11 protein-coding genes are annotated in these 20,562 nt (G+C 71.7%); 10 read left to right on the top strand and 1 reads right to left on the bottom strand.

The window, feature by feature from the left end:
• The first annotated feature begins 81 nt into the window (after positions 1-81).
• The gene (locus tag CFB40_RS32825) at positions 82-756 is read left to right on the top strand and encodes an HAD family hydrolase (RefSeq protein ID WP_089433660.1); all 675 of its coding nucleotides are present in this window, start codon (positions 82-84) and stop codon (positions 754-756) included.
• A 109-nt stretch (positions 757-865) separates the two neighbouring features.
• Here the strand turns inward: CFB40_RS32825 and CFB40_RS32820 are convergent, their stop codons facing one another.
• Positions 866-1,108 carry a DUF6566 family protein gene (locus tag CFB40_RS32820; RefSeq protein WP_089434013.1) on the bottom strand — a complete coding sequence of 81 codons (243 nt, stop codon included), beginning with the start codon at positions 1,106-1,108 and terminating at the stop codon, positions 866-868.
• A 340-nt stretch (positions 1,109-1,448) separates the two neighbouring features.
• Here CFB40_RS32820 and CFB40_RS32815 point away from each other — a divergent pair, with 340 nt between their 5' ends.
• From CFB40_RS32815 to treY, 9 genes are all read left to right on the top strand, one after another.
• Positions 1,449-1,733: a hypothetical protein gene (locus CFB40_RS32815; protein ID WP_089434012.1), complete on the top strand. Its 285-nt coding sequence runs from the start codon at positions 1,449-1,451 to the stop codon at positions 1,731-1,733.
• Between the two features lie 80 nt (positions 1,734-1,813).
• Entirely contained in the window at positions 1,814-2,302 is a 489-nt protein-coding gene (locus CFB40_RS32810) for a phage protein NinX family protein (protein ID WP_089434011.1), read from the top strand.
• A gap of 147 nt (positions 2,303-2,449) precedes the next feature.
• Positions 2,450-5,842, top strand: coding sequence for a maltotransferase domain-containing protein (locus CFB40_RS32805; protein ID WP_089433659.1), 3,393 nt, complete (start codon positions 2,450-2,452; stop codon positions 5,840-5,842).
• Positions 5,842-9,255, top strand: coding sequence for a maltose alpha-D-glucosyltransferase (treS, locus tag CFB40_RS32800; protein ID WP_089434010.1), 3,414 nt, complete (start codon positions 5,842-5,844; stop codon positions 9,253-9,255). The genes CFB40_RS32805 and treS overlap by 1 nt, the downstream gene beginning before the upstream one ends.
• Positions 9,252-11,459: a 1,4-alpha-glucan branching protein GlgB gene (gene glgB, locus CFB40_RS32795; RefSeq protein WP_089433658.1), complete on the top strand. Its 2,208-nt coding sequence runs from the start codon at positions 9,252-9,254 to the stop codon at positions 11,457-11,459. Before treS ends, glgB begins: the two co-directional genes overlap by 4 nt.
• Positions 11,460-11,491: 32 nt before the next feature.
• On the top strand, positions 11,492-13,618 hold the full coding sequence (glgX, locus tag CFB40_RS32790) for a glycogen debranching protein GlgX (RefSeq protein WP_089433657.1): 2,127 nt from the start codon (positions 11,492-11,494) through the stop codon (positions 13,616-13,618).
• Positions 13,615-15,486, top strand: a complete 1,872-nt coding sequence (gene treZ / locus CFB40_RS32785; RefSeq protein WP_089433656.1) for a malto-oligosyltrehalose trehalohydrolase — start codon at positions 13,615-13,617, stop codon at positions 15,484-15,486. The genes glgX and treZ overlap by 4 nt, the downstream gene beginning before the upstream one ends.
• Positions 15,483-17,711, top strand: a complete 2,229-nt coding sequence (gene malQ / locus CFB40_RS32780; protein WP_089433655.1) for a 4-alpha-glucanotransferase — start codon at positions 15,483-15,485, stop codon at positions 17,709-17,711. Before treZ ends, malQ begins: the two co-directional genes overlap by 4 nt.
• The gene (treY, locus tag CFB40_RS32775) at positions 17,708-20,479 is read left to right on the top strand and encodes a malto-oligosyltrehalose synthase (protein WP_089433654.1); all 2,772 of its coding nucleotides are present in this window, start codon (positions 17,708-17,710) and stop codon (positions 20,477-20,479) included. Before malQ ends, treY begins: the two co-directional genes overlap by 4 nt.
• Positions 20,480-20,562: the final 83 nt, after the last annotated feature.

The raw sequence follows: 20,562 nt of genomic DNA, 5'->3' as shown, positions 1-20,562 counted from the left end.
TGACACGGCCGTGCGCCGATAATGTGCCGACACGCTTCTCACGACCCGTTCGCTCGCCCCCTTTCGAGCCAGGAGGTACACATGCGCATTGAAACGTCTTTTCTGTTCGATCTCGACGGCACGCTCGTCGACAGCGTCTACCAGCACGTACTCGCGTGGAAGGAAGCGCTCGATGCCGAAGGCATCGAACTGTCGGTGTGGCGCATCCACCGCAAGATCGGCATGAGCGGCGGCCTGTTCCTGAATCAGCTGCTGCGCGAGACGTCGGGCGACCTCGACGCCGAGCGCGTCGAGCGGCTGGCGCGCCTCCATGCGGCCGCGTACCAGCGGCTGCGCGCGCAGGTCCGGCCGCTGCCGGGTGCGCGCGAACTGCTGGCCGCGCTGTCGGCGGCGGGCATACGCTGGGCGATCGCGACCAGCGGGCGGATGGAAACGGCCGCCATCAATCTGGAAGCGCTCGGCGTTGACCCGGCGAAGCACGTGGTGGTGACGCGCGACCAGGTCAAGTACGCGAAGCCCGACCCCGACCTGTTCCTGACGGCCGCCGCGCAACTGAACGTGCCGATCGAACACACGGTCGTGGTCGGCGACAGCATCTGGGACATGCTCGCCGCCGCCCGCTGCCGCTCGCTCGGCGTCGGGCTGCTGTCGGGCGGGTACGGCAGCGACGAACTCGAACGCGCGGGCGCGCTGCGCGTGTACGACGATCCGGCCGATCTGCTGTGGCATCTCGACGAGATTGCAGCGCGGCCCTGAAACGCCTGCTTCGCCGACGGCGCCTGCACCGGTGCGCCGTCGGTTTCGTCAGGCCGCGAACGACCACCGGCCACGCCTGCGCCGAACCGGCAGGCGGCCGCCGCGCAGCTCAATCGTCGTCAATGCGCTTGTCGATCAGATAGCGCCCCCGCTCGACACCCGCGAGCAGCGCTTCGTTCTCGGTCATCCAGTCGGGGCCATCGGCCGCCGGCGCGACCAGCTCGATGCGCTTGCCGCCCACATACACCTGCACCTCGTCGCGCCACGCGCCGCTGTCGTTGCGCCGCGCCCACACGTGTATCTCGTGCCCGCGATACGGATCCCGAATCTGTGCGTCCTGTTGATTTTGCACGGTGGCCTCCTTGTACCTATCTGCGATGGCGATGCAAAAAATACGCGCCGCATGATCGCCGCGCACCCCCTCGGCCCCGTACGCACGCGCCGTGCCTGATACCGGCCCGCTGGCACGCGGCTTGCGCGCCGCTCGCGCACCGAACCGCCACGGGCACGGGCCCGAGCCCGCGAAGCGGTTCCCCTGCAACCGGACGACGATCCGCGCACCGACGCCTTCCCCGGCTCCGCTCCCGCGACCCGGCTCGCGGATCGAACGTCCCGACCCTTCGAAGGAGCCTCGTGTGAATCAAACGACCGATCTGCTCTCCTATCTCGTGACGAGCCAGCTGGCCGCGCGCATGCGGTCCGGTGCATGGCTCACGACCGGTCAGCTCGTCGACGTGCAGCGGATGTGGCTCGCGTGCCATCACGCCGAATGCGGATGGCTTGCGCGGGTCAGGATCGCGGACGCGTCCGCGACGATCGCGCAAGGGATCTACGACATCGCAATCGCGAACCGCGATCCCGACAGCGGCGAACGGGTGCGGCTCGACGCCGATTCACCGGAACTGAACGCGCTGCGCGAACGTTGCGACGTGCTGCTGCAGCGAATCGACAGCAACCGGGACATCGACGCATGGTGATCGTGCCGGACGCGCGCGACGCCCCGCAGCGGGCACGTCGCTTGCGCGGTGAGCCCGTTTTGATCGGACGGAGCCGGCCCATGCGAACCGACGCACTCGACGGAAACGATCTCGACTACTGGTGTGCACGCGCGCTGTGCGCCGACGACGACGACACGCTGCGTTTCACCGCCGTCGCACCGCACCTGGTCGTGACGGCTGCATGCGACGCACTCAGGCGGCTCGACACGTGTTTCGTGCCGTCGACGTCGTGGTCCGATGCGGGCGCGGTGCTCGACCGTGTCGACGATCTTCGAATCGCACGGCACGGCGACGACGTCGAATGCGACGCGACCTTCGTCGACGGCCCGTGCACCTGCGGCGCGCACGGGCGCGATGCGCGTGTGGCCCTGCTGCGGGCGTTCGTGCGCGCACGCTTTGGCGACGAAATCGATGCACCGCCGCCGTTCCCGCACCGGATCGAACACGGTACGGTGGTGCGCTGCGACCCCGGCGTGCCGCTTCCCGAAGCCGATGACGATCGTGCCACGGGCGACAGCACGGATATCCGCTCGGTGCCGCGCATGTAAGTGCATGCAGTACCCAGCGGTCATGTAAAAACGACAGTCCCCGCCGCCGCGGGTCTCCCACCCGCCCTTGCCCCACGGGAAACCACCCGGCAGGCACGCGCGTTGCGGCGAACCGGCGTCATTGACTGCCGCCCGTACGCCCGCGCCATGGACTCCACGCCGCCCTTTTCTCCGCACCTCTACTTCTGCGACGCCCGCCTCGTCGGACCGCTCGACGCATGGCCGCAGACGTTCGCGCATGTCGCCGGCATGGGCTTCGATCATGTGCTCGTCGGCGCGTTCTGGGCCGCGAGCGTCGCCGGCTTTCCGCGCCACGTGGCCGATTTCCGGCGGCCGTCCCAAGCGTTCGCGACCCGCGCGAGCGCGCTCGAAACCTTCTCGCGGCTCGCCCAGCTCGCACACGGCCACGGGCTGCGCCTGCTGCTCGAAGTCGTGCCGGATCGGGTCGCGCGCGAGAACCCGCTGCGTGCCGAGCATCCGGACTGGTACGTCGAGCACACGCACGACGACGCGCTGATCGATCCGCGCGGCACCGCGCACGCGCTGGATGTCGCCCACGCGAACCTCGGCGATGAAGCCGCGCGCGATGCGCTGTCCGCGTGGTGGTGCCAGCACCTCGCCGCGTTCGCCGATGCGGGCGCGGCCGGCTTCCTGATCGACGCGCCGCATCATTTGCCGGCCGACTGGTGGCCCGGCTGGCGCGCGGCGCTGCGCCGTACGCGCCCGGACGCCGCGGTGCTCGCCGGCGTGCCCGGCCATGCGCGCGACGCGCTGGCGCAGCTCGAAGGCGCCGGGTTCGACGCGGTGTTTTCATCGGTGCGCTGGTGGGATCTGCGCGCGCCGTGGTTCGTCGACGAACACCGGCTGCTGCGGCGCATCGGCGCGCCGATCGCGTTTCCCGACGCGTTCGACGGCACACGCCTCGCCGACGACTGGCCCGGCGCGCCGGATGAGCTCGTCGTGCGCGCCTATCGCCGCGCATTGTGGACCGCTGCCGCCGTCGGCACCGGCTGGCTCGTGCCGATGGGCTTCGAGCGCGGCGTCACGGTGCCGCTGATGGCGCGCGACGCCGATGCGGCGCGCTACCGCGCCGCGTTCGAGCGCGCGCGCTTCGACCTGTCGGGCACGATCGCCGACGCGAACGCGTGGCGCCGCGCCACGCCTGTGGCGGCCGCACGCGGCGAAATCGTGCAGTTGAGCGCACCCGGCGCACCGGCGACCGCGTTGCTGCGCGGCACCGGGCCGTCGCTCGAACACGACGAAGCGGCGCTGCTGATCGCGTTGAATCCCGAGCTCGACGCAGCGGTGACGGTCGACCCCGCGACGATCCTGCCCGGCGTGCCGGGCGGATTCACGCATGTCGCCACGCACGGCGGCACGCAAACCCACCCGCCGGCCGCGCTCGAACCGTTCACGCTCGACCCCGGCGCGTACGCGCTGCTGCATGCGTGGCGGGCGCCGCCCGTCACGACCCGCCACGACGCCGCACACGAGCGCGGTGCGCTGTCCGCGGCGCTCGCGGCCGAACGGATCGCGATCGAGCGCGTCGAGCCGTCGGTCGACGGCGGCCGCTTCGCGGTCAAGCGCGTGATCGGCGAGACGCTCGTCGTCCACGCATCGATCTTCACCGACGGGCACGCGCATCTCGCGGCCGCGCTGCAGTGGCGCGCCGCCGGCGACGACGACTGGCGCGAAATCCCGTTCGAAGCCGAACCGAACGACGGCTGGCACGCCCGCGTCGCGCTCGACAGGCTCGGCCGCCATGAATTTCGCGTGATTGCCTGGCGCGACGACTGGGCCTCGCTCGTCCACGATGTCGCGAAGAAACACGCGGCCGGCCAGGACGTGACGCTCGAACTGCGCGAAGCGCAGCTGCTGCTCGCGACCGCGCTCAAGCTCGCCGATCCGCGCGATACGCGCGCGCTCACGCAGATGAAACGACTCGTCGCCGAATTCAACGATGCGCCGGCCGACGCGCGGCTCGCGCAGCTCGGCGCGGCGCCGCTCGCCGACGCGTTCGCGGCGCTGCGCTACCGCCCGTTCGTCACGCACGACACGACGACCTTCCCGGTCGACGTCGAGCGCCGCGCGGCGCGCTTCTCCAGCTGGTACGAGATGTTTCCGCGCTCGGCGAGCGACGATCCGCACCGGCACGGCACGTTCGACGACGTGATCGCGCACCTGCCGCGCATCCGCGACATGGGTTTCGACGTGCTGTATTTCCCGCCGATCCACCCGATCGGCACGACCGCGCGCAAGGGCCGCAACAACAGCCTGAAGGCCGGCCCCGACGACGTCGGCAGCCCTTACGCGATCGGCTCGCCGGACGGCGGCCACACGGCCGTGCATCCGCAGCTCGGCACGCTCGACTCGTTCCGCGCGCTGGTCGATGCCGCGCGCGGCCACGGGCTCGAGATCGCGCTCGATTTCGCGATCCAGTGCTCGCCCGACCATCCGTGGCTCGCCGCGCATCCGGGCTGGTTCGCGTGGCGGCCCGACGGCTCGCTGCGCTTCGCGGAGAATCCGCCGAAGCGCTACCAGGACATCGTCAACCCCGATTTCTACGCGCCGGACGCGCTGCCCGACCTGTGGCTCGCGCTGCGCGACGCGGTGCTGTTCTGGGTCGACGCGGGCGTGCGGATCTTCCGCGTCGACAACCCGCACACGAAGCCGCTGCCGTTCTGGACGTGGATGATCGACGACGTGCGCGGCCGGCATCCGGACGTCGTATTCCTGTCCGAAGCGTTCACGCGGCCGGCCATGATGTATCGGCTCGCGAAAGTCGGCTTCTCGCAGTCGTACACGTACTTCACGTGGCGCGAGTCGAAGCGCGAATTCATCGACTACCTGACCGAGCTGACGACCGGCCCGGCGCGCGAGTTCTTCCGGCCGAACTTCTTCGTCAACACGCCCGACATCAACCCGCGCCACCTGCAGAACGCGCCGCGCACGCAGTTCGTGATCCGCGCGGCGCTCGCGGCGACGCTGGCCGGCTCGTGGGGCCTGTACTCGGGCTTCGAGCTCGGCGAATCGGCGCCGCTGCCCGACAGCGAGGAATACGCGGACGCGGAGAAGTACGAGCTGCGTGCGCGCGACTGGAGCAAGGCCGCGCATATCGGCGCCGAGGTCGCGCGGCTGAACCGCGCGCGGCGCGCGCACCCGGCGCTGCAGACCCATCTCGGCCTCACGTTCGCCGACGCGGACAACGACGCGGTGCTCGTGTTCGTGAAGGCGACGCCGGCGTTCGACAGCGTGGTGGTCGTCGCGATCAGCACCGATCCGTGGCATCCGCAGGTCACGAACTTCACGCTCGATGCGTCGCTGTGGCGCGGCCTGGGGCTCGTCGACGGCGAACCGCTCGACGCGCTCGAACAGGACGCCACGCATGCGGAAACCTGGCGCGGGCATCGCCAGTACGTCTCGCTCGATCCGCATGTGCGCCCGTATGCGATCTGGCGGCTCACGCCGTCTCCAGGCGCCGCGCGGGCGGCGGCGCGCGAACCGGGCGACGCCCGGCCCTCCTCGGGAGCCCACGGATGATGAAACGCGAAGATTCCCTCGACGACGTACGCCGCGCGCAATTCCCGTCGCTGGCGCCGGCCGGCACCCCGCGCCGGCGCCGCGCACGCCGCCGCGCGCCGGCGCTCTGCGAGGACGATCCGCTGTGGTACAAGGACGCGATCATCTACCAGGTGCACGTGAAGTCGTTCTACGACTCGAACAACGACGGCATCGGCGATTTCCCCGGCCTGATCGCGAAGCTCGACTACATCGCCGAACTCGGCGTCGACACGATCTGGCTGCTGCCGTTCTACCCGTCGCCGCGCCGCGACGACGGCTACGACATCGCCGACTATCGCGACGTGCATCCCGACTACGGCACGCTGGCCGACGTGCGGCGCTTCATCCGCGAAGCGCATGCACGCGGCATTCGCGTGATCACCGAGCTGGTGATCAACCACACGTCGGACCAGCATCCGTGGTTCCAGCGCGCGCGCCGCGCGAAGCCCGGCTCCACGCATCGCGACTACTACGTGTGGTCCGACACCGACACGAAATACGCGGGCACGCGGATCATCTTCCTCGATACGGAAACGTCGAACTGGGCGCACGACCCGATCGCCGGCCAGTACTACTGGCACCGCTTCTATTCGCACCAGCCGGACCTGAACTTCGACAACCCGGCCGTCGTGCGCGAGGTGATGCAGGTGATGCGCTTCTGGCTTGACCTCGGCATCGACGGGCTGCGGCTCGACGCGGTGCCGTATCTCGTCGCGCGCGAAGGCACCAGCAACGAGAACCTGCCCGAGACGCACGCGATCCTGAAGCGGATCCGCGCGACGATCGACGCCGAGTATCCGAACCGGATGCTGCTCGCGGAGGCGAACCAGTGGCCGGAGGACGTGCAGGAATATTTCGGCAACGAGGACGAATGCCACATGGCGTTCCATTTCCCGCTGATGCCGCGCATCTACATGTCGATCGCGAGCGAGGATCGCTTCCCGATCGTCGACATCATGCGGCAGACGCCGGAACTCGCGCCGAGCAACCAGTGGGCCGTGTTCCTGCGCAACCACGACGAGCTGACGCTCGAGATGGTCACCGACTCCGAGCGCGACCTGCTGTGGCAGACCTATGCGAGCGACCGGCGCGCGCGGCTGAACCTCGGCATCCGGCGCCGGCTCGCGCCGCTGATGGAACGCGACCGGCGCCGCATCGAGCTGATCAACTCGCTGCTGCTGTCGATGCCCGGCACGCCGGTGATCTACTACGGCGACGAGCTCGGGATGGGCGACAACATCCACCTCGGCGACCGCGACGGCGTGCGCACGCCGATGCAGTGGTCGTCGGACCGCAACGGCGGCTTCTCGCGCGCCGACCCCGAACAGCTCGTGCTGCCGCCGGTGATGGGCGCGCTGTACGGCTATGACGCGGTCAACGTCGAGGCGCAGACGCGCGACCCGCATTCGCTGCTGAACTGGACGCGCCGCATCCTGTCGACGCGCCGCGCGTCGCAGGCGTTCGGACGCGGCACGATCCGCTTCCTGCGCCCGGAGAACCGCAAGGTGCTCGCGTACCTGCGCGAGCTGGACGGCCATGATCCGGTGCTGTGCGTCGCGAACCTGTCGCGGGCGTCGCAGGCCGTCGAGCTCGACCTGTCCGAATTCGCGGGCCGCGTGCCGATCGAGATGACGTCGGATTCGCCGTTTCCGCCGATCGGGCAGCTCACGTACCTGCTGACCTTTCCGCCGTACGGATTCCTGTGGTTCGTGCTCGCCGAGCACGGCCGCGAGCCGTCGTGGCGGCAGCCGCACGCGGAGCCGCTGCCCGAATACGTGACGCTCGTGATGCGACGCGGCGATACACGGCCGAACGTCGAACAGCTGCACGTGCTCGCGCACGATGCCCTGCCCTCGTGGCTCGCGCGGCGGCGCTGGTTCGCGTCGAAGGACCGCGCGATCGGCACGGCCCGGCTGAACGTCGTCACGCCGGTGCCGGGCGAACCGTTCCAGTATGCGGAGGCCTGGGTCGAATCCGGTGAGACGGGCGACGTCGAACGCTACGTCGTGCCGCTCGCGGCCGCGTGGGGCGGTGAAACCTCGCAGCCGCTGTTCGCGCAGCTGGCGCTGGCGCGCGTGCGGCGCGGCCATTCGGTCGGCTACCTGACCGATGCGTTCGCGCTGCCGGCGTTCGCGCACGGGATGCTGCGCAAGCTGCGCGACGGCGCGACGGTGCCGACCACCGACGGCGGCCGGCTCGCGTTCCTGCCGGAAGACGCGCTCGCCGCACTCGATCCCGGCGACGACGCCGAAGTGCGCTGGCTCGCGGCCGAGCAGAGCAACAGCTCGCTCGTGATCGGCGACGCGATCGTGCTGAAGCTGGTGCGCAAGGTCGCGCACGGCGTGCATCCGGAAGCGGAAATGAGCCGGTACCTGACGCGGATCGGCTACCCGAACACCGCGACGCTCGCGGGCGAAGTCGTGCACGTCGATCCGGACGGCACGCCGCACACGGTCGCGATCCTGCAGCGCTACGTCGACAACCAGGGCGACGCGTGGACGCGCTCGTTCGACTTCCTGCGGCGCGCGGTGGACGAACTCGCGCTGCCGGCCGCCGACGAAGAGCACACCGACGACGCCAACGAGGAACCCGACGCGCTGCTCGGCTATGCGGCGTTCGCGGGGATCATCGGCACGCGGCTCGGCCAGCTGCACGTCGCGCTCGCGCAGCCGTCCGACGACCCCGCGTTCGCGCCGGAGCATGCAACGCCCGAACACGTCGACGGCTGGTGCGCGGACGCGATCGCGTCGTTCGAGCACGCGCTCGACGTGCTGCACACGCGGCTCGATGCGCTCGATCCTGCCATGCGCGCGGCGGCCGACACGCTGCTCGCGTCGCGCGACGCGGCCGTGCGCGCGCTCGGCGAGCTCGTGCCGCGCACGCTCGATGCGCAGTGCATGCGGATCCACGGCGATTTCCATCTGGGCCAGGTGCTCGACGTGCAGGGCGACGCGCTGCTGATCGACTTCGAAGGCGAGCCGGCGCGCCCGCTCGAACACCGCCGCGCGAAATCGCATCCGCTGCGCGACGTGGCCGGCCTGCTGCGGTCGCTGTCGTACGTGAGCGCGACCGCGCAGTTCGCGATCGAGAAGGCGCCGCCGCAGGCGGCCGGCCGCAAGCGTGCGTTGTTCGACCGCTTCGGGCAGGCCGCCGCCGACCGCTTCGTCGACTGCTATCGCATGGCCGCCGAGCAGGCCCCCGCGCGTTTCGTCGACCCGCGCTACGCCGATCGCCTGCTCGCGCTGTTCCTGATCGACAAGGCGTCGTACGAGCTGTGCTACGAAGCCGCGAACCGGCCCGACTGGCTGAGCGTGCCGGTCGGCGGGCTCGCCGCGCTGGTCGAACGGCTGCTCGGCGACGGCGGCGCATCCGACGACGGAGGCACGCAATGACTGAAACGCTGTTCGAACGATCCGACATCGATGCGCTGCTCGCCGGCCGTCATCCCGATCCGTTCGCCTGCCTCGGCCCGCACGGGCAGGCCGGCGAGGTCGTCGTGCGCGCACTGTTGCCCGGCGCGAAAAGCGTGCATGCGCTGTCGCCGGAAGGCGACGACCTCGGCGCGCTCGCGTGCGTCGATCGCGCCGGCTGCTTCGCGGGGACGATCCCGCGCGACGGCGGCGCGCCCCACTATCTGCTCGCGATCGACTGGCCCGACGCGCGACAGGTGATCGACGACGCGTATGCGTTCGGCACGCTGCTCGACGACGCCGTGCTCGCCCGCTTCTCCGCCGGCGACCCGGCCGCGGTGCTTGACTGCCTCGGCGCGGCGCCGGCGCGCATCGACGACACCGACGGCGTGCGCTTCGCCGTCTGGGCGCCGAACGCGCAGCGCGTGTCGGTGGTCGGCGATTTCAACGGCTGGGACGGCCGCCGCCATCCGATGCGGCTGCGGCGGCCGTCGGGCGTGTGGGAGCTGTTCGTGCCGGGCATCGGCGCGGGCGAGTGCTACAAATACGAGGTGCGCGCGGCCGACGGGCGCGTGCTGCCGCACAAGGCCGATCCCTGTGCGCGCGCGACCGAGGCGCCGCCGCGCACGGCGTCGGTCGTCGCCGACGTTGCGGCGCTCGACGCGTTCGCGTGGCACGACGACGGCTGGATGCACGCGCGGCCGCACACCGACCGCTACCGCGTGCCGTGGTCGATCTACGAGGTGCATGCGGAATCGTGGCAACGCGTGCCCGAGGAGATGAACCGCAGCGCGACCTGGGACGAACTCGCCGAGCGGCTGATTCCGTACGTGAAGGGGATGGGCTTCACGCACGTCGAGTTCATGCCGATCGCCGAATACCCGTTCGGCGGCTCGTGGGGCTACCAGCCGCTCGCGCAGTTCGCGCCGTCCGCGCGCTTCGGGCCGGTCGACGGCTTCGCGCGCTTCGTCGACCGCGCGCACGCGGCCGGCATCGGCGTGCTCGTCGACTGGGTGCCCGCGCACTTCCCCGACGATCCGCATGGCCTCGCGCAGTTCGACGGCACCGCGCTGTACGAGCACGCCGACCCGCGCGAAGGGCTGCATCCCGACTGGCACACCTGCGTGTTCAACGTCGGGCGCACGGAAGTCGGCGCGTTCCTCGCCGCCTCGGCGCTCGCGTGGGCGCGCCGGTATCACGTCGACGGCATCCGCGTCGACGCGGTCGCGTCGATGCTGTACCGCGACTATTCGCGCGCGGAAGGCGAATGGGTGCCGAACGTGCACGGCGGCCGCGAGAACCTCGAATCGGTCGCGTTCCTGCGCATGCTGAACGACACGCTGCACGGGGCGGCCGCGCCGGCCGGCGTCGTCACCGTCGCGGAGGAATCGACCGCGTGGCCGGGCGTCACCGCGCCGACCGGCGACGGCGGGCTCGGCTTCGACTTCAAGTGGAACATGGGCTGGATGCACGACACGCTCGCGTATCTGCGCGAGGACCCGGTGCATCGCCGCTATCACCACGACCGGATGACGTTCGGGCTCGTGTACGCGTTCTCCGAGCGCTTCGTGCTGCCGCTGTCGCACGACGAGGTCGTGCACGGCAAGGGCTCGCTCGTCGCGAAGATGCCGGGCGACGCGTGGCAGCGGCTCGCGACGCTGCGCGCGTACTTCGGCTTCATGTGGGCGCACCCCGGCAAGAAGCTGCTGTTCATGGGCAGCGAATTCGCGCAATGGGCTGAGTTCGCGCACGACGCGACGCCGCACTGGGACCTGCTCGATGCGCCCGCGCATCGCGGCGTGCAGCGGCTCGTGCGCGACCTGAACCGCACGTACGCGGCCGAGCCGGCGCTGCATGCGCTCGACTGCCACGCGGCCGGCTTCTCCTGGCTGATCGGCGACGACCGCGACAACAGCGTGTTCGCGTTCGCGCGCCGCGACGACGCCGGGCATCGGGTGGTCGCCGTCTGCAACTTCACGCCGGTGCCGCGCGCGAGCTATCGCGTCGGCCTGCCCGCGCCCGGACAGTGGCGCGAACTGATGAACACCGATGCCGCGCCGTACGGCGGCACCAACGCCGGCAACGACGGCGCCGTGTGGGCCGAAGCCGTGCCCGCGCACGGCGAGGCGTGGTCGGCCACCCTGCGCCTGCCGCCGCTCGCGACGCTATGGCTGCGCCCTGCCTGATTTCCCGCACCCTGGACACGGAGATCCGCCCCATGCCGACCGCCCTGCCCGCCCGTCTCGAATCCGGCCGCAGCTATCCGCTCGGCGCGACCTGGGACGGCCTCGGGACCAACTTCGCGGTGTTTTCCGCGCACGCGCACCGCATCCAGCTGTGCGTGTTCGATCCGACCGGCCGCAAGGAGCTGGCGCGCCTCGACCTGCCCGAATGCACCGACGAGATCTGGCACGGCTACCTGCCCAACGCGCATCCGGGCACCGTGTACGGGTTTCGCGCGGACGGCCCGTACCAGCCGCAGCACGGCCATCGCTTCAACCCGACCAAGCTGCTGCTCGACCCGTATGCGCGCAAGCTGGTCGGCCAGTTCCGCTGGTCGGACGCGCTGTTCGGCTATCGCCTGCATTCGAACCGCGCGGACCTGTCGATGGACCGGCGCGACTCGGCGCCCGCGATGCCGAAGTGCGTGGTGGTCGACGAGGCGTTCGACTGGAGCACCGACCGGCGCCCGCGCGTGTCGTGGCGCAACACGGTGATCTACGAGACCCACGTGCGCGGCGCGTCGATGCGGCGTGCCGGGTTGCGGCCGCCCGAGCGCGGCACGTTCGCGGCGTTCGCGCATCCGGCGTTCATCGATCACCTGCTGTCGATCGGCGTGACGACGGTCGAGCTGCTGCCCGTCCATGCGTTCCTGCAGCAGCGCGCGCTCGTGAACCGCGGGCTGCGCAACTACTGGGGCTACGACACGGCCGCGTTCTTCGCGCCGGAGCCCGCGTATCTCGCGACGCGGCGGCTCGACGAGATGCGCATCGCGATCCGCCAGCTGCATGCGGCCGGCATCGAGGTCGTGCTCGACGTCGTCTACAACCATACCTGCGAGGGCAACGAGCTCGGCCCGACGCTGTCGTGGCGCGGCCTCGACAACGCGAGCTACTACCGGCTGAGGCCGGACGACCGCCGCTTTCATGTCGACGAGACCGGCTGCGGCAACACGCTGAACCTGTCGCATCCGCGCGTCGTGCAGATGGTGATGGATTCGCTGCGCTACTGGGCCACCGCGTTCAACATCGACGGCTTCCGTTTCGACCTCGGCGTGACGCTCGGCCGCGAGGAACACGGCTTCGATCCGGGCGCGGGGTTCTTCGACGCGCTGCGGCAGGATCCGGTGCTCGCGCAGCGCAAGCTGATCACCGAGCCGTGGGATCTCGGCCCCGGCGGCTACCAGTTGGGCCGCCACCCGCCCGGTTTCGCCGAATGGAACGACCGCTTCCGCGACACGGTGCGGCGCTTCTGGCGCGGCGACCCGGGCCAGCGGCCGGAGCTCGCCGCGCGGCTCGCGGGGTCGGCCGACCTGTTCAACCACCAGCGGCGCCATACGTGGGCGTCGGTCAACTTCGTCACCGCGCACGACGGCTTCACGCTCGCCGATCTCGTGTCGTATTCGACGAAACACAACGACGCGAACGGTGAGGACAACCGCGACGGCCGCGACGACAACTGCACCGCGAACTGGGGCGTCGAGGGGCCGACCGACGACCCGGCGATCCGCGCGGTACGTGCGCGGGTCGCGCGCTCGATGCTCGCGACGCTGTTTACCGCGCTCGGCACGCCGATGCTGGTGGCCGGCGACGAGTTCGGCCGCACGCAGCACGGCAACAACAACGCGTACTGCCAGGACAACGAGCTGTCGTGGCTCGACTGGGAGCTGGCGCGCGGCGACGAAGCGGTGACGCTGATGCGCTTCGTGTCGCGGCTTGCCGCGCTGCGGCGCATGTATCCGGTGATGTCCGCGCCGCGCTATCCGTCGGGCGACCGCGAAGCGGCGCCGGGCATGGCCGAGATCGGCTGGTTCGACGAGCACGGCGACGCGATGACCGTGCCCGCGTGGCAGGACCACGAGCGCCGCGCGCTGACGATGCGCCGCGTCGGCACGGGCCGCACCGGCCGCACCGAGGCGCTGCTCGTGATGCTGAACGCGTCGTCCGAGACGGTCGTGTTCGCGCCGCCCGCGCCGGCGCTCGACTATCGCGTGCTGGTCGACACGGCCACGCCGGACGCCGGCCCGCGCTCGTGGCCGGCCGACGGCCTCGACGTCGCCGCGCACGCGGCCGCGATCGCGGTGGCCGCCGTGCCGACCGACCTGTCTCCGGGAGACCCGACATGAGATCACGCCCCGCCCGTCCATCGGGTTCGCACGCGTTCGACACGTCGTTCGGCGCGACCTGCGTCGAGGCCGACCGCACGCGCTTCCGGCTGTGGGCGCCCGCGAGCCGCACGGCCGCCGTCGAGATCGAAGGCGAAAACCGGCCCGCCGTCCCGATGACCGCGGTGGGCGAAGGCTGGTTCGAGGCCGTCGTGCCGTGCGGCCCCGGTACGCTGTATCGCTACCGGCTCGACGGCGATCTCGCAGTGCCCGATCCCGCGTCGCGCTTCCAGCCCGGCGGCGTGGATGGCCCGAGCCAGGTCGTCGATCCCGCTGCGTACCGCTGGCGCCACGACGCGTGGCGCGGCCGCCCGTGGCACGAAACGGTGCTGTACGAACTGCACATCGGCGCATTCGGCGGCCACGCGAGCGTCGAGCGGCGGCTGCCGGACATCGCCGCGCTCGGCGTGACCGCCATCGAGCTGATGCCCGTCAACACGTTTCCCGGCGCGCGCAACTGGGGTTACGACGGCGTGCTGCCGTTCGCGCCCGATCCGTCGTACGGACGGCCCGAGGAACTGAAGGCGCTGGTCGATGCCGCGCACGGGCTCGGGCTGCAGGTGTTTCTCGACGTCGTCTACAACCACTTCGGCCCGCAAGGCAACCTGCTGCCGCGCTACGCGCCCGCGTTCTTCCGCGCGGACCGTCAGACCGCGTGGGGGCCGGCGATCGACTTTTCGCGGGAGCAGACGAGCGCGTTCTTCATCGAGAACGCGCTGTACTGGCTCCACGAATTCCGTTTCGACGGGCTGCGCATCGATGCCGCGCACGCGATCGACGACGACGCGTGGCTGCGCGAACTCGCGCGCCGCGTGCGCGCGTACGCGGGCGACACGCGCCATGTGCACCTCGTGCTCGAGAACGAGCGCAATGCGGCGAGCCTGCTCGGGCCCGGCGGTTTCGACGCGCAATGGAACGACGATTTCCACAACAGCGCGCACGTGCTGCTGACCGGCGAGCGCGACGGCTACTACCGCGCGTACGCCGACGCGCCGCTGCGCCATCTCGCGCGCACGCTCGGCGAAGGCTTCGCATACCAGGGCGAACCATCGCCGCTGCACGACGGCGCCCCGCGCGGCGAGCCGAGCGCGCATCTGCCGCCGACCGCGTTCGTCGCGTTCCTGCAGAACCACGACCAGGTCGGCAACCGCGCATTCGGCGAACGGCTGCGCACGCTCGCGAACGAAGACGCGTTGCGCGCGGCGACCGCGCTGCTGCTGCTCGCGCCGTCGATCCCGCTGCTGTTCATGGGCGAGGAAGACGGCAGCACCCAGCCGTTCCAGTTCTTCACCGACTATCGCGGCGCGCTCGCCGACGCGGTGCGCGAGGGCCGGCGCCGCGAATTCGCGGCCTTTCCGGCATTCGCCGACGCCGCGCATCGCGACGCGATTCCCGATCCGAACGACATCGCGACGTTCGTGCGTTCGACGCTGCACGGCAGCAGCGACGAAACCACGCCCGACACCGACGCCTGGCGGCGCTTCTACCGCAGCGCACTGACCGTGCGTGCGGCGCTCGTGACGCCGAACCTGCCCGGCGCGCGCGCACTCGGCGTCGACCTGCTCGCGGGCGACGGCGACCCGCAGGCGCTTGCGGCGCGCTGGCGCCTCGGCGACGGCAGCACGCTGACGATCGCGTTGAACCTCGGCTCGCGCGACGCGGTGCTGCCCGCGCTGCCGGTCGGCAAGATCGTGTTCGAGACGCCGCCGCGCGCACGCGACCGGTTGCGCGACCTGCGGCTGCCGCCCCGCGCGTGCATCGCGTGGCGCGACGGCGAGGTCAACCACGATGCGCGGCAGCACCGCATGAACGGGCAGGGCCGATCATGACGGCCGACGTGTCGATCACCGAACTCGCGCGCACGGCCGGCCTGGAAACCGACTGGACCGATGCGGGCGGCATCGCGCGGCGGGTGGACGATGACGCCCTCGTCAGGCTCGTCGACGCGCTCGGCTGGCCGTGCGGCACGGCGGCCCAGCGGGTGGAAAGCGCCGACGCGCTCGCCGACGCGAACGCGGCGCCCCCGCGCATCGTCACCGGCGACGCGGGCCTGCCGCCGACCCTGCCGGCCGCGATCGCGCCGCCCGGCGCGCGCTTCCGGATCACGCTCGAAGCGGGCGGGCATGTCGACGGGCGCGTCGGCGGCGAAGGCGAACACGGCACGCTGCCGCCGCTCGCGATCCCCGGCTATCACGCGCTCGACGTCGGCGACCAGCGCATCGGGCTCACGATCGCGCCGCCGCGCCCGCAACCGGTCGATCCGCGCGCGGCGGATGCGGGCGGCCGCTGGGGCATCGCGGCGCAGCTCTACAGCCTGCGCCGCGCCGGCGACGACGGCGCGGGCGACTACACCGCGCTCGCGCGGCTGGCCGCGCATGCGGCGCGGCACGGCGCGCAGGCGGTGGCGATCAGCCCGACCCACGCCGGCTTTCCGGCGCTGCCCGCGCACGACAGCCCGTATTCGCCGTCGTCGCGGCGCTGGCACAACGTCGCGTATCTCGACTGCGACGCGGTGCCGGGCGCCGCGGCCGTGCCTCACGCAACCGGCGCCGCGGCCGACGCACCACTGATCGACTGGCCGCACGTGCTGCCGCTTAAACTGCGGCGCCTGCGCGCGTGCTTCGACGCATGGCGCACCAGCGACGACCCGTCGCGTGACACCTTCCAGCGGTTTCGCGCCGCGGGCGGTGCGGCGCTCGAGGCGCACGCGCGCTTCGACGCATTGCAGGCGTTCTGCCTCGAGCACGGGGCGGGCTTTGACTGGCGGAAATGGCCGGCGCCGTGGCGCGAACCGGGATCGGCTGAAGTCGATGCGTTCGCGCACGCCCATGCCGACACGGTCGCGTTCCACACGTACCTGCAATGGTGCGCGTCGCGCGCGCTCGGCGACGCGCAGCACGCGGCACGCGGCGCGGGCATGGCCACCGGGCTGATCGCCGATCTCGCGGTCGGCTCCGATCGCGCGGGCAGCGACGCGTGGGCGCACGGCGCGACGCTGCTGCGCGGCGTGTCGCTCGGGGCGCCGCCCGACCTGTTCAATGCGGCCGGCCAGGCGTGGGGCGTGACGACCTGGACGCCCGCCGCGCTGCGGGCGGAAGGCTTCGTGCCGTTCGTCGAGCTGTTGCGCGCGGCGTTCGCCCATGCGGGCGGCATCCGCATCGATCACGTGCTCGGCTTCGCGCGGATGTGGATCGTGCCGGACGGCGGCTCGCCGCGCGACGGCGCGTACCTGCGCTATCCGGTCGACGATCTCGTGCGGCTCGTCGCGCTCGAGGCGGCCCGTTATCGCGCGCTCGCGATCGGCGAGGATCTCGGCACGGTGCCGCCCGGCTTCCGCGAACGGCTCGGCGCGCAGGGCATCGCCGGGATGCGCGTGCTGTGGTTCGAGCGCGACGCCGGCGGCGCCTTCCGGCCGCCGTCGGCATGGGATCGCGACGCGATCGCGATGCCGTCGACGCACGATCTGCCGACCGTGGCCGGCTGGTGGCGCGGGGTCGATCTGGCCTGGCGGCGGATCGCGGCCGAGGCGGCGCAGCAGTCCGACGACGCGGAGGCGCGCGACGCAGCGCCGCCCACACCGCCGGATGAAGCGAGCGCGGATGATCGGCACACGACCGTGCCCGGCGCCGCCGCCCCGCCCGACACCGCGGACACCACGCCGCCCCCGGAAGCCGGCCCCGCCCCCCCGCCGCCCGCCGTCGACCCCGACGTCGTCGCCGCGCATGCTGCACGCGCCACCGAACGCGCGGCGCTGTGGCGAGCGTTGCAGGAAGCAGGCTGCGCGCCGGCCGGTGACACCGCCCCGCCGGCTGATGCGCCGCCGGTCGCCGAGATACTCGCGTACGTCGCGCGCAGCCCGTCGCCGCTCGCGATCCTGCCGCTCGAGGACCTGCTGGCGCTGGACACGCAGCCGAACCTGCCGGGGCCGCCCTGCGGGCACCCGAACTGGCGGCAGCGCCTGCCACGCCCGATCGACACGCTGTTCGACGCCGACGTGCGCGACCGCATCGCGGCCGTGGTGCGCGCACGCGGTTCGCGGGAGCCCGGCCCATGACGCCACGCGCGACGCTGCGACTGCAGCTGCATGCGGGCTTCACGTTCGACGACGCGGCCGCGCACGCCGGCTATTTCGCGCGGCTCGGTGTGAGCCACCTGTACCTGTCGCCGGTCGCGACGGCCGAACCCGGTTCGCGGCACGGCTACGACACCGTCGATTACGGCACGCTCAACCCCGAGCTCGGCGGCGAAGCCGGTTTCGTCCGGCTCGTCGATGCGTTGCGCGCGCACCGGCTGGGCGTGATCGTCGACATCGTGCCGAACCACATGGGCGTCGGCGGTTCGTCGAACGGCTGGTGGAACGACGTGCTCGAATGGGGCCCCGCGAGCCCGTACGCGCACCACTTCGACATCGACTGGCATCCGCCGGACGCGGCGCTCGACGGCAAGGTGCTGCTGCCCTGCCTCGGCACGCCGTATGGCGAAGCGCTCGCGGCCGGCGACATTACGCTCGACGCCGATCCGGCCACCGGGCGCTTCTTCGTGTCGTGCCCCGGGCGACGGCTGCCGGTGGCCGCCGCCACCTACGCGGAACTCCTGCGCCTCGCGAACCGCGCGGACCTGAACGCGCTCGCCGAACGCTTCGACGCCGCGCCGCCGCGCGACAGCACGCGACTGGCCGCCGCGCATGCGGCGCTGCGCGATCACGCTGCCGCGCACGGCCCGCATGCGCTCGACGCGGTGCTGCGCGGCGCCGATCCGCGCCGCGCGCGCTCGCGTGCCTGCCTGCACCAGGTGCTCGAACGCCAGCACTACCGGCTCGCGTGGTGGCGCACGGCCGCCGACGAGCTGAACTGGCGGCGCTTCTTCGACATCGCGACGCTCGCGGCCGCCCGCGTCGACGACGATGCGGTGTTCGATGCCGTCCATGCGCTGCCGCTGCGGCTTCATGCGGCCGGCTACATCGACGGCCTGCGCGTCGATCACGTCGACGGCCTCGCCGATCCGCGCGCGTATGGCCGGCGGCTGCATCAGCGGCTGGCCGCGCAACGCGACGCGCGGCCGTACATCGTCGTCGAGAAGATCCTCGCGCCCGGCGAATCGCTGCGCGCCGACTGGGCTGTCGACGGCACGACCGGCTACGACTTCATGAACGATGTCGGCGCGCTGCTGCACGATCCCGCCGGCGCCGCGCCGCTCGCCGCGCACTGGGCGCACGTGTCGGGTTCGTCGCGCACGTTCGCGCAGGAAGCGCTCGACGGCAAGCGGCGCGTGCTGATGCGCCAGCTCGCCGTCGAGCATGCGCGCGCCGCGCGGGCGTTGCACGGCGTGGCACGTGCGGCACCCGCGACGCGCGACGTGAGCCGGATCGCGATTCGGCGCGTACTGGGGGAACTCGCGGTGCAGTTGCCCGTGTACCGGATGTATCCGGTGCAGGACGAAGAACCCGCCGACGCCGACCGTCGCGTACTCGCGCAAGCGTACGAACGGGCGGTCGAGGCCGTCGATCCTGCCGACCGGTTCGCACTCGATCACGTCGCCACCTGGCTCGGGTTGCCGGTCGCACGCGTGCCGCGCGCGGATGCCGCCGCGCTGCACGCGGCGCGCGTCGCGTTCGCGCAGCTCACCGCGCCGCTGGCCGCGAAGGGTGTCGAGGATACGGCTCACTATCGTTACGGCCGGCTCTTGTCGCGCAATGAAGTCGGTGCCGACGCGGGCGACTTCAGCCTGTCGCGCGGCGCGTTCCATGCGCGCAACCGGCGCCGCGCGCGCACCGTGCCGCACGGGCTCGTCGCCACCGCCACGCACGACCACAAGCGCGGCGAAGACGCGCGTGCGCGGCTCGCCGTGCTCAGCGAAATGCCCGACGCGTGGCGCGCGGTATCGCTCGACTGGTCCGCGCTCAACCGGCCGCATCGCGGCGGCGCGCATCGCGACCTCGCATGGGCGCCGGGGCCGGCCGCCGAGGCGATGCTGTACCAGACGCTCGTCGGCTGCTGGCCGCCCGAACTCGCGCCCGACGACGCGGCGGGGCTCACGGCGCTCACCGAACGCGTCGTGCAGTGGCAGACGAAAGCGCTGCGCGAGGCGAAGCGTCACACCGACTGGCTCGCGCCCGACATGCGCTACGAGCGCGATTGCGAAGCGTTCGTCCGCGCGATCCTGCGGCCGCGTGGCGCCGGCGACTTCGTCCATCGGCTCCATGCGTTCGTCGCGCGGATCGCGCCGGCCGGCGTCGTCAACAGCCTGACGCAGGCCATGCTGCGAATGGCATCGCCCGGCGTGCCCGACCTGTATCAAGGATCTGAAGCATGGGATCACTCGCTCGTCGATCCGGACAACCGCCGCGACGTGCCGTTCGCCGCGCTCGCGGCCGAGCGGGTCGACGGGCCGGTCGCGTCGTATCTGGCGACGTGGCCCGATGCGCGCGTGAAGCGGGCGCTGGTCGAGCGCATGCTGGCGCTGCGCGCGCGATGGCCGGCGACGTTCGCGGACGGCGCGTACGTGCCGCTGCGCGTACGCGGCCCGCTCGGGCGTCATGCGGTGGCGTTCGCGCGCTGCAGCGACGAGGCCACCGTGGTGGTGGTCGCGACGCGGCTCGCGGGTCGATTGCTCGGCGAAGCGCCGGAATTGCCGCGCGTGGAGCCCGCGCAATGGGGCGATACGGCGGTCGTGCTGCCGCGCGATATCGACGGGCCGTGGATGGATGGACTGGAGGCGGGGGATGCGGTCGACGTGCCGGGAGGGTTGATCAAGCTCGGTGACTGGCTGGCCGCGCTACCGGTTGCCGTGCTGGTGGCTACGCGTCCAACGAGCGAATCGTGATCGTCCAGCGCACGCTCGTTTCCGCCGATGAAATTCCGGGAAGTCGTGGCGTTTGTCTTTAGTCACGAGCATCGCGCATTTGC

It is taken from the genome of Burkholderia sp. AU31652 (assembly GCF_002223155.1).
Classification (GTDB): domain Bacteria; phylum Pseudomonadota; class Gammaproteobacteria; order Burkholderiales; family Burkholderiaceae; genus Burkholderia.
This window is presented reverse-complemented; position numbering and strand designations above follow the sequence as displayed.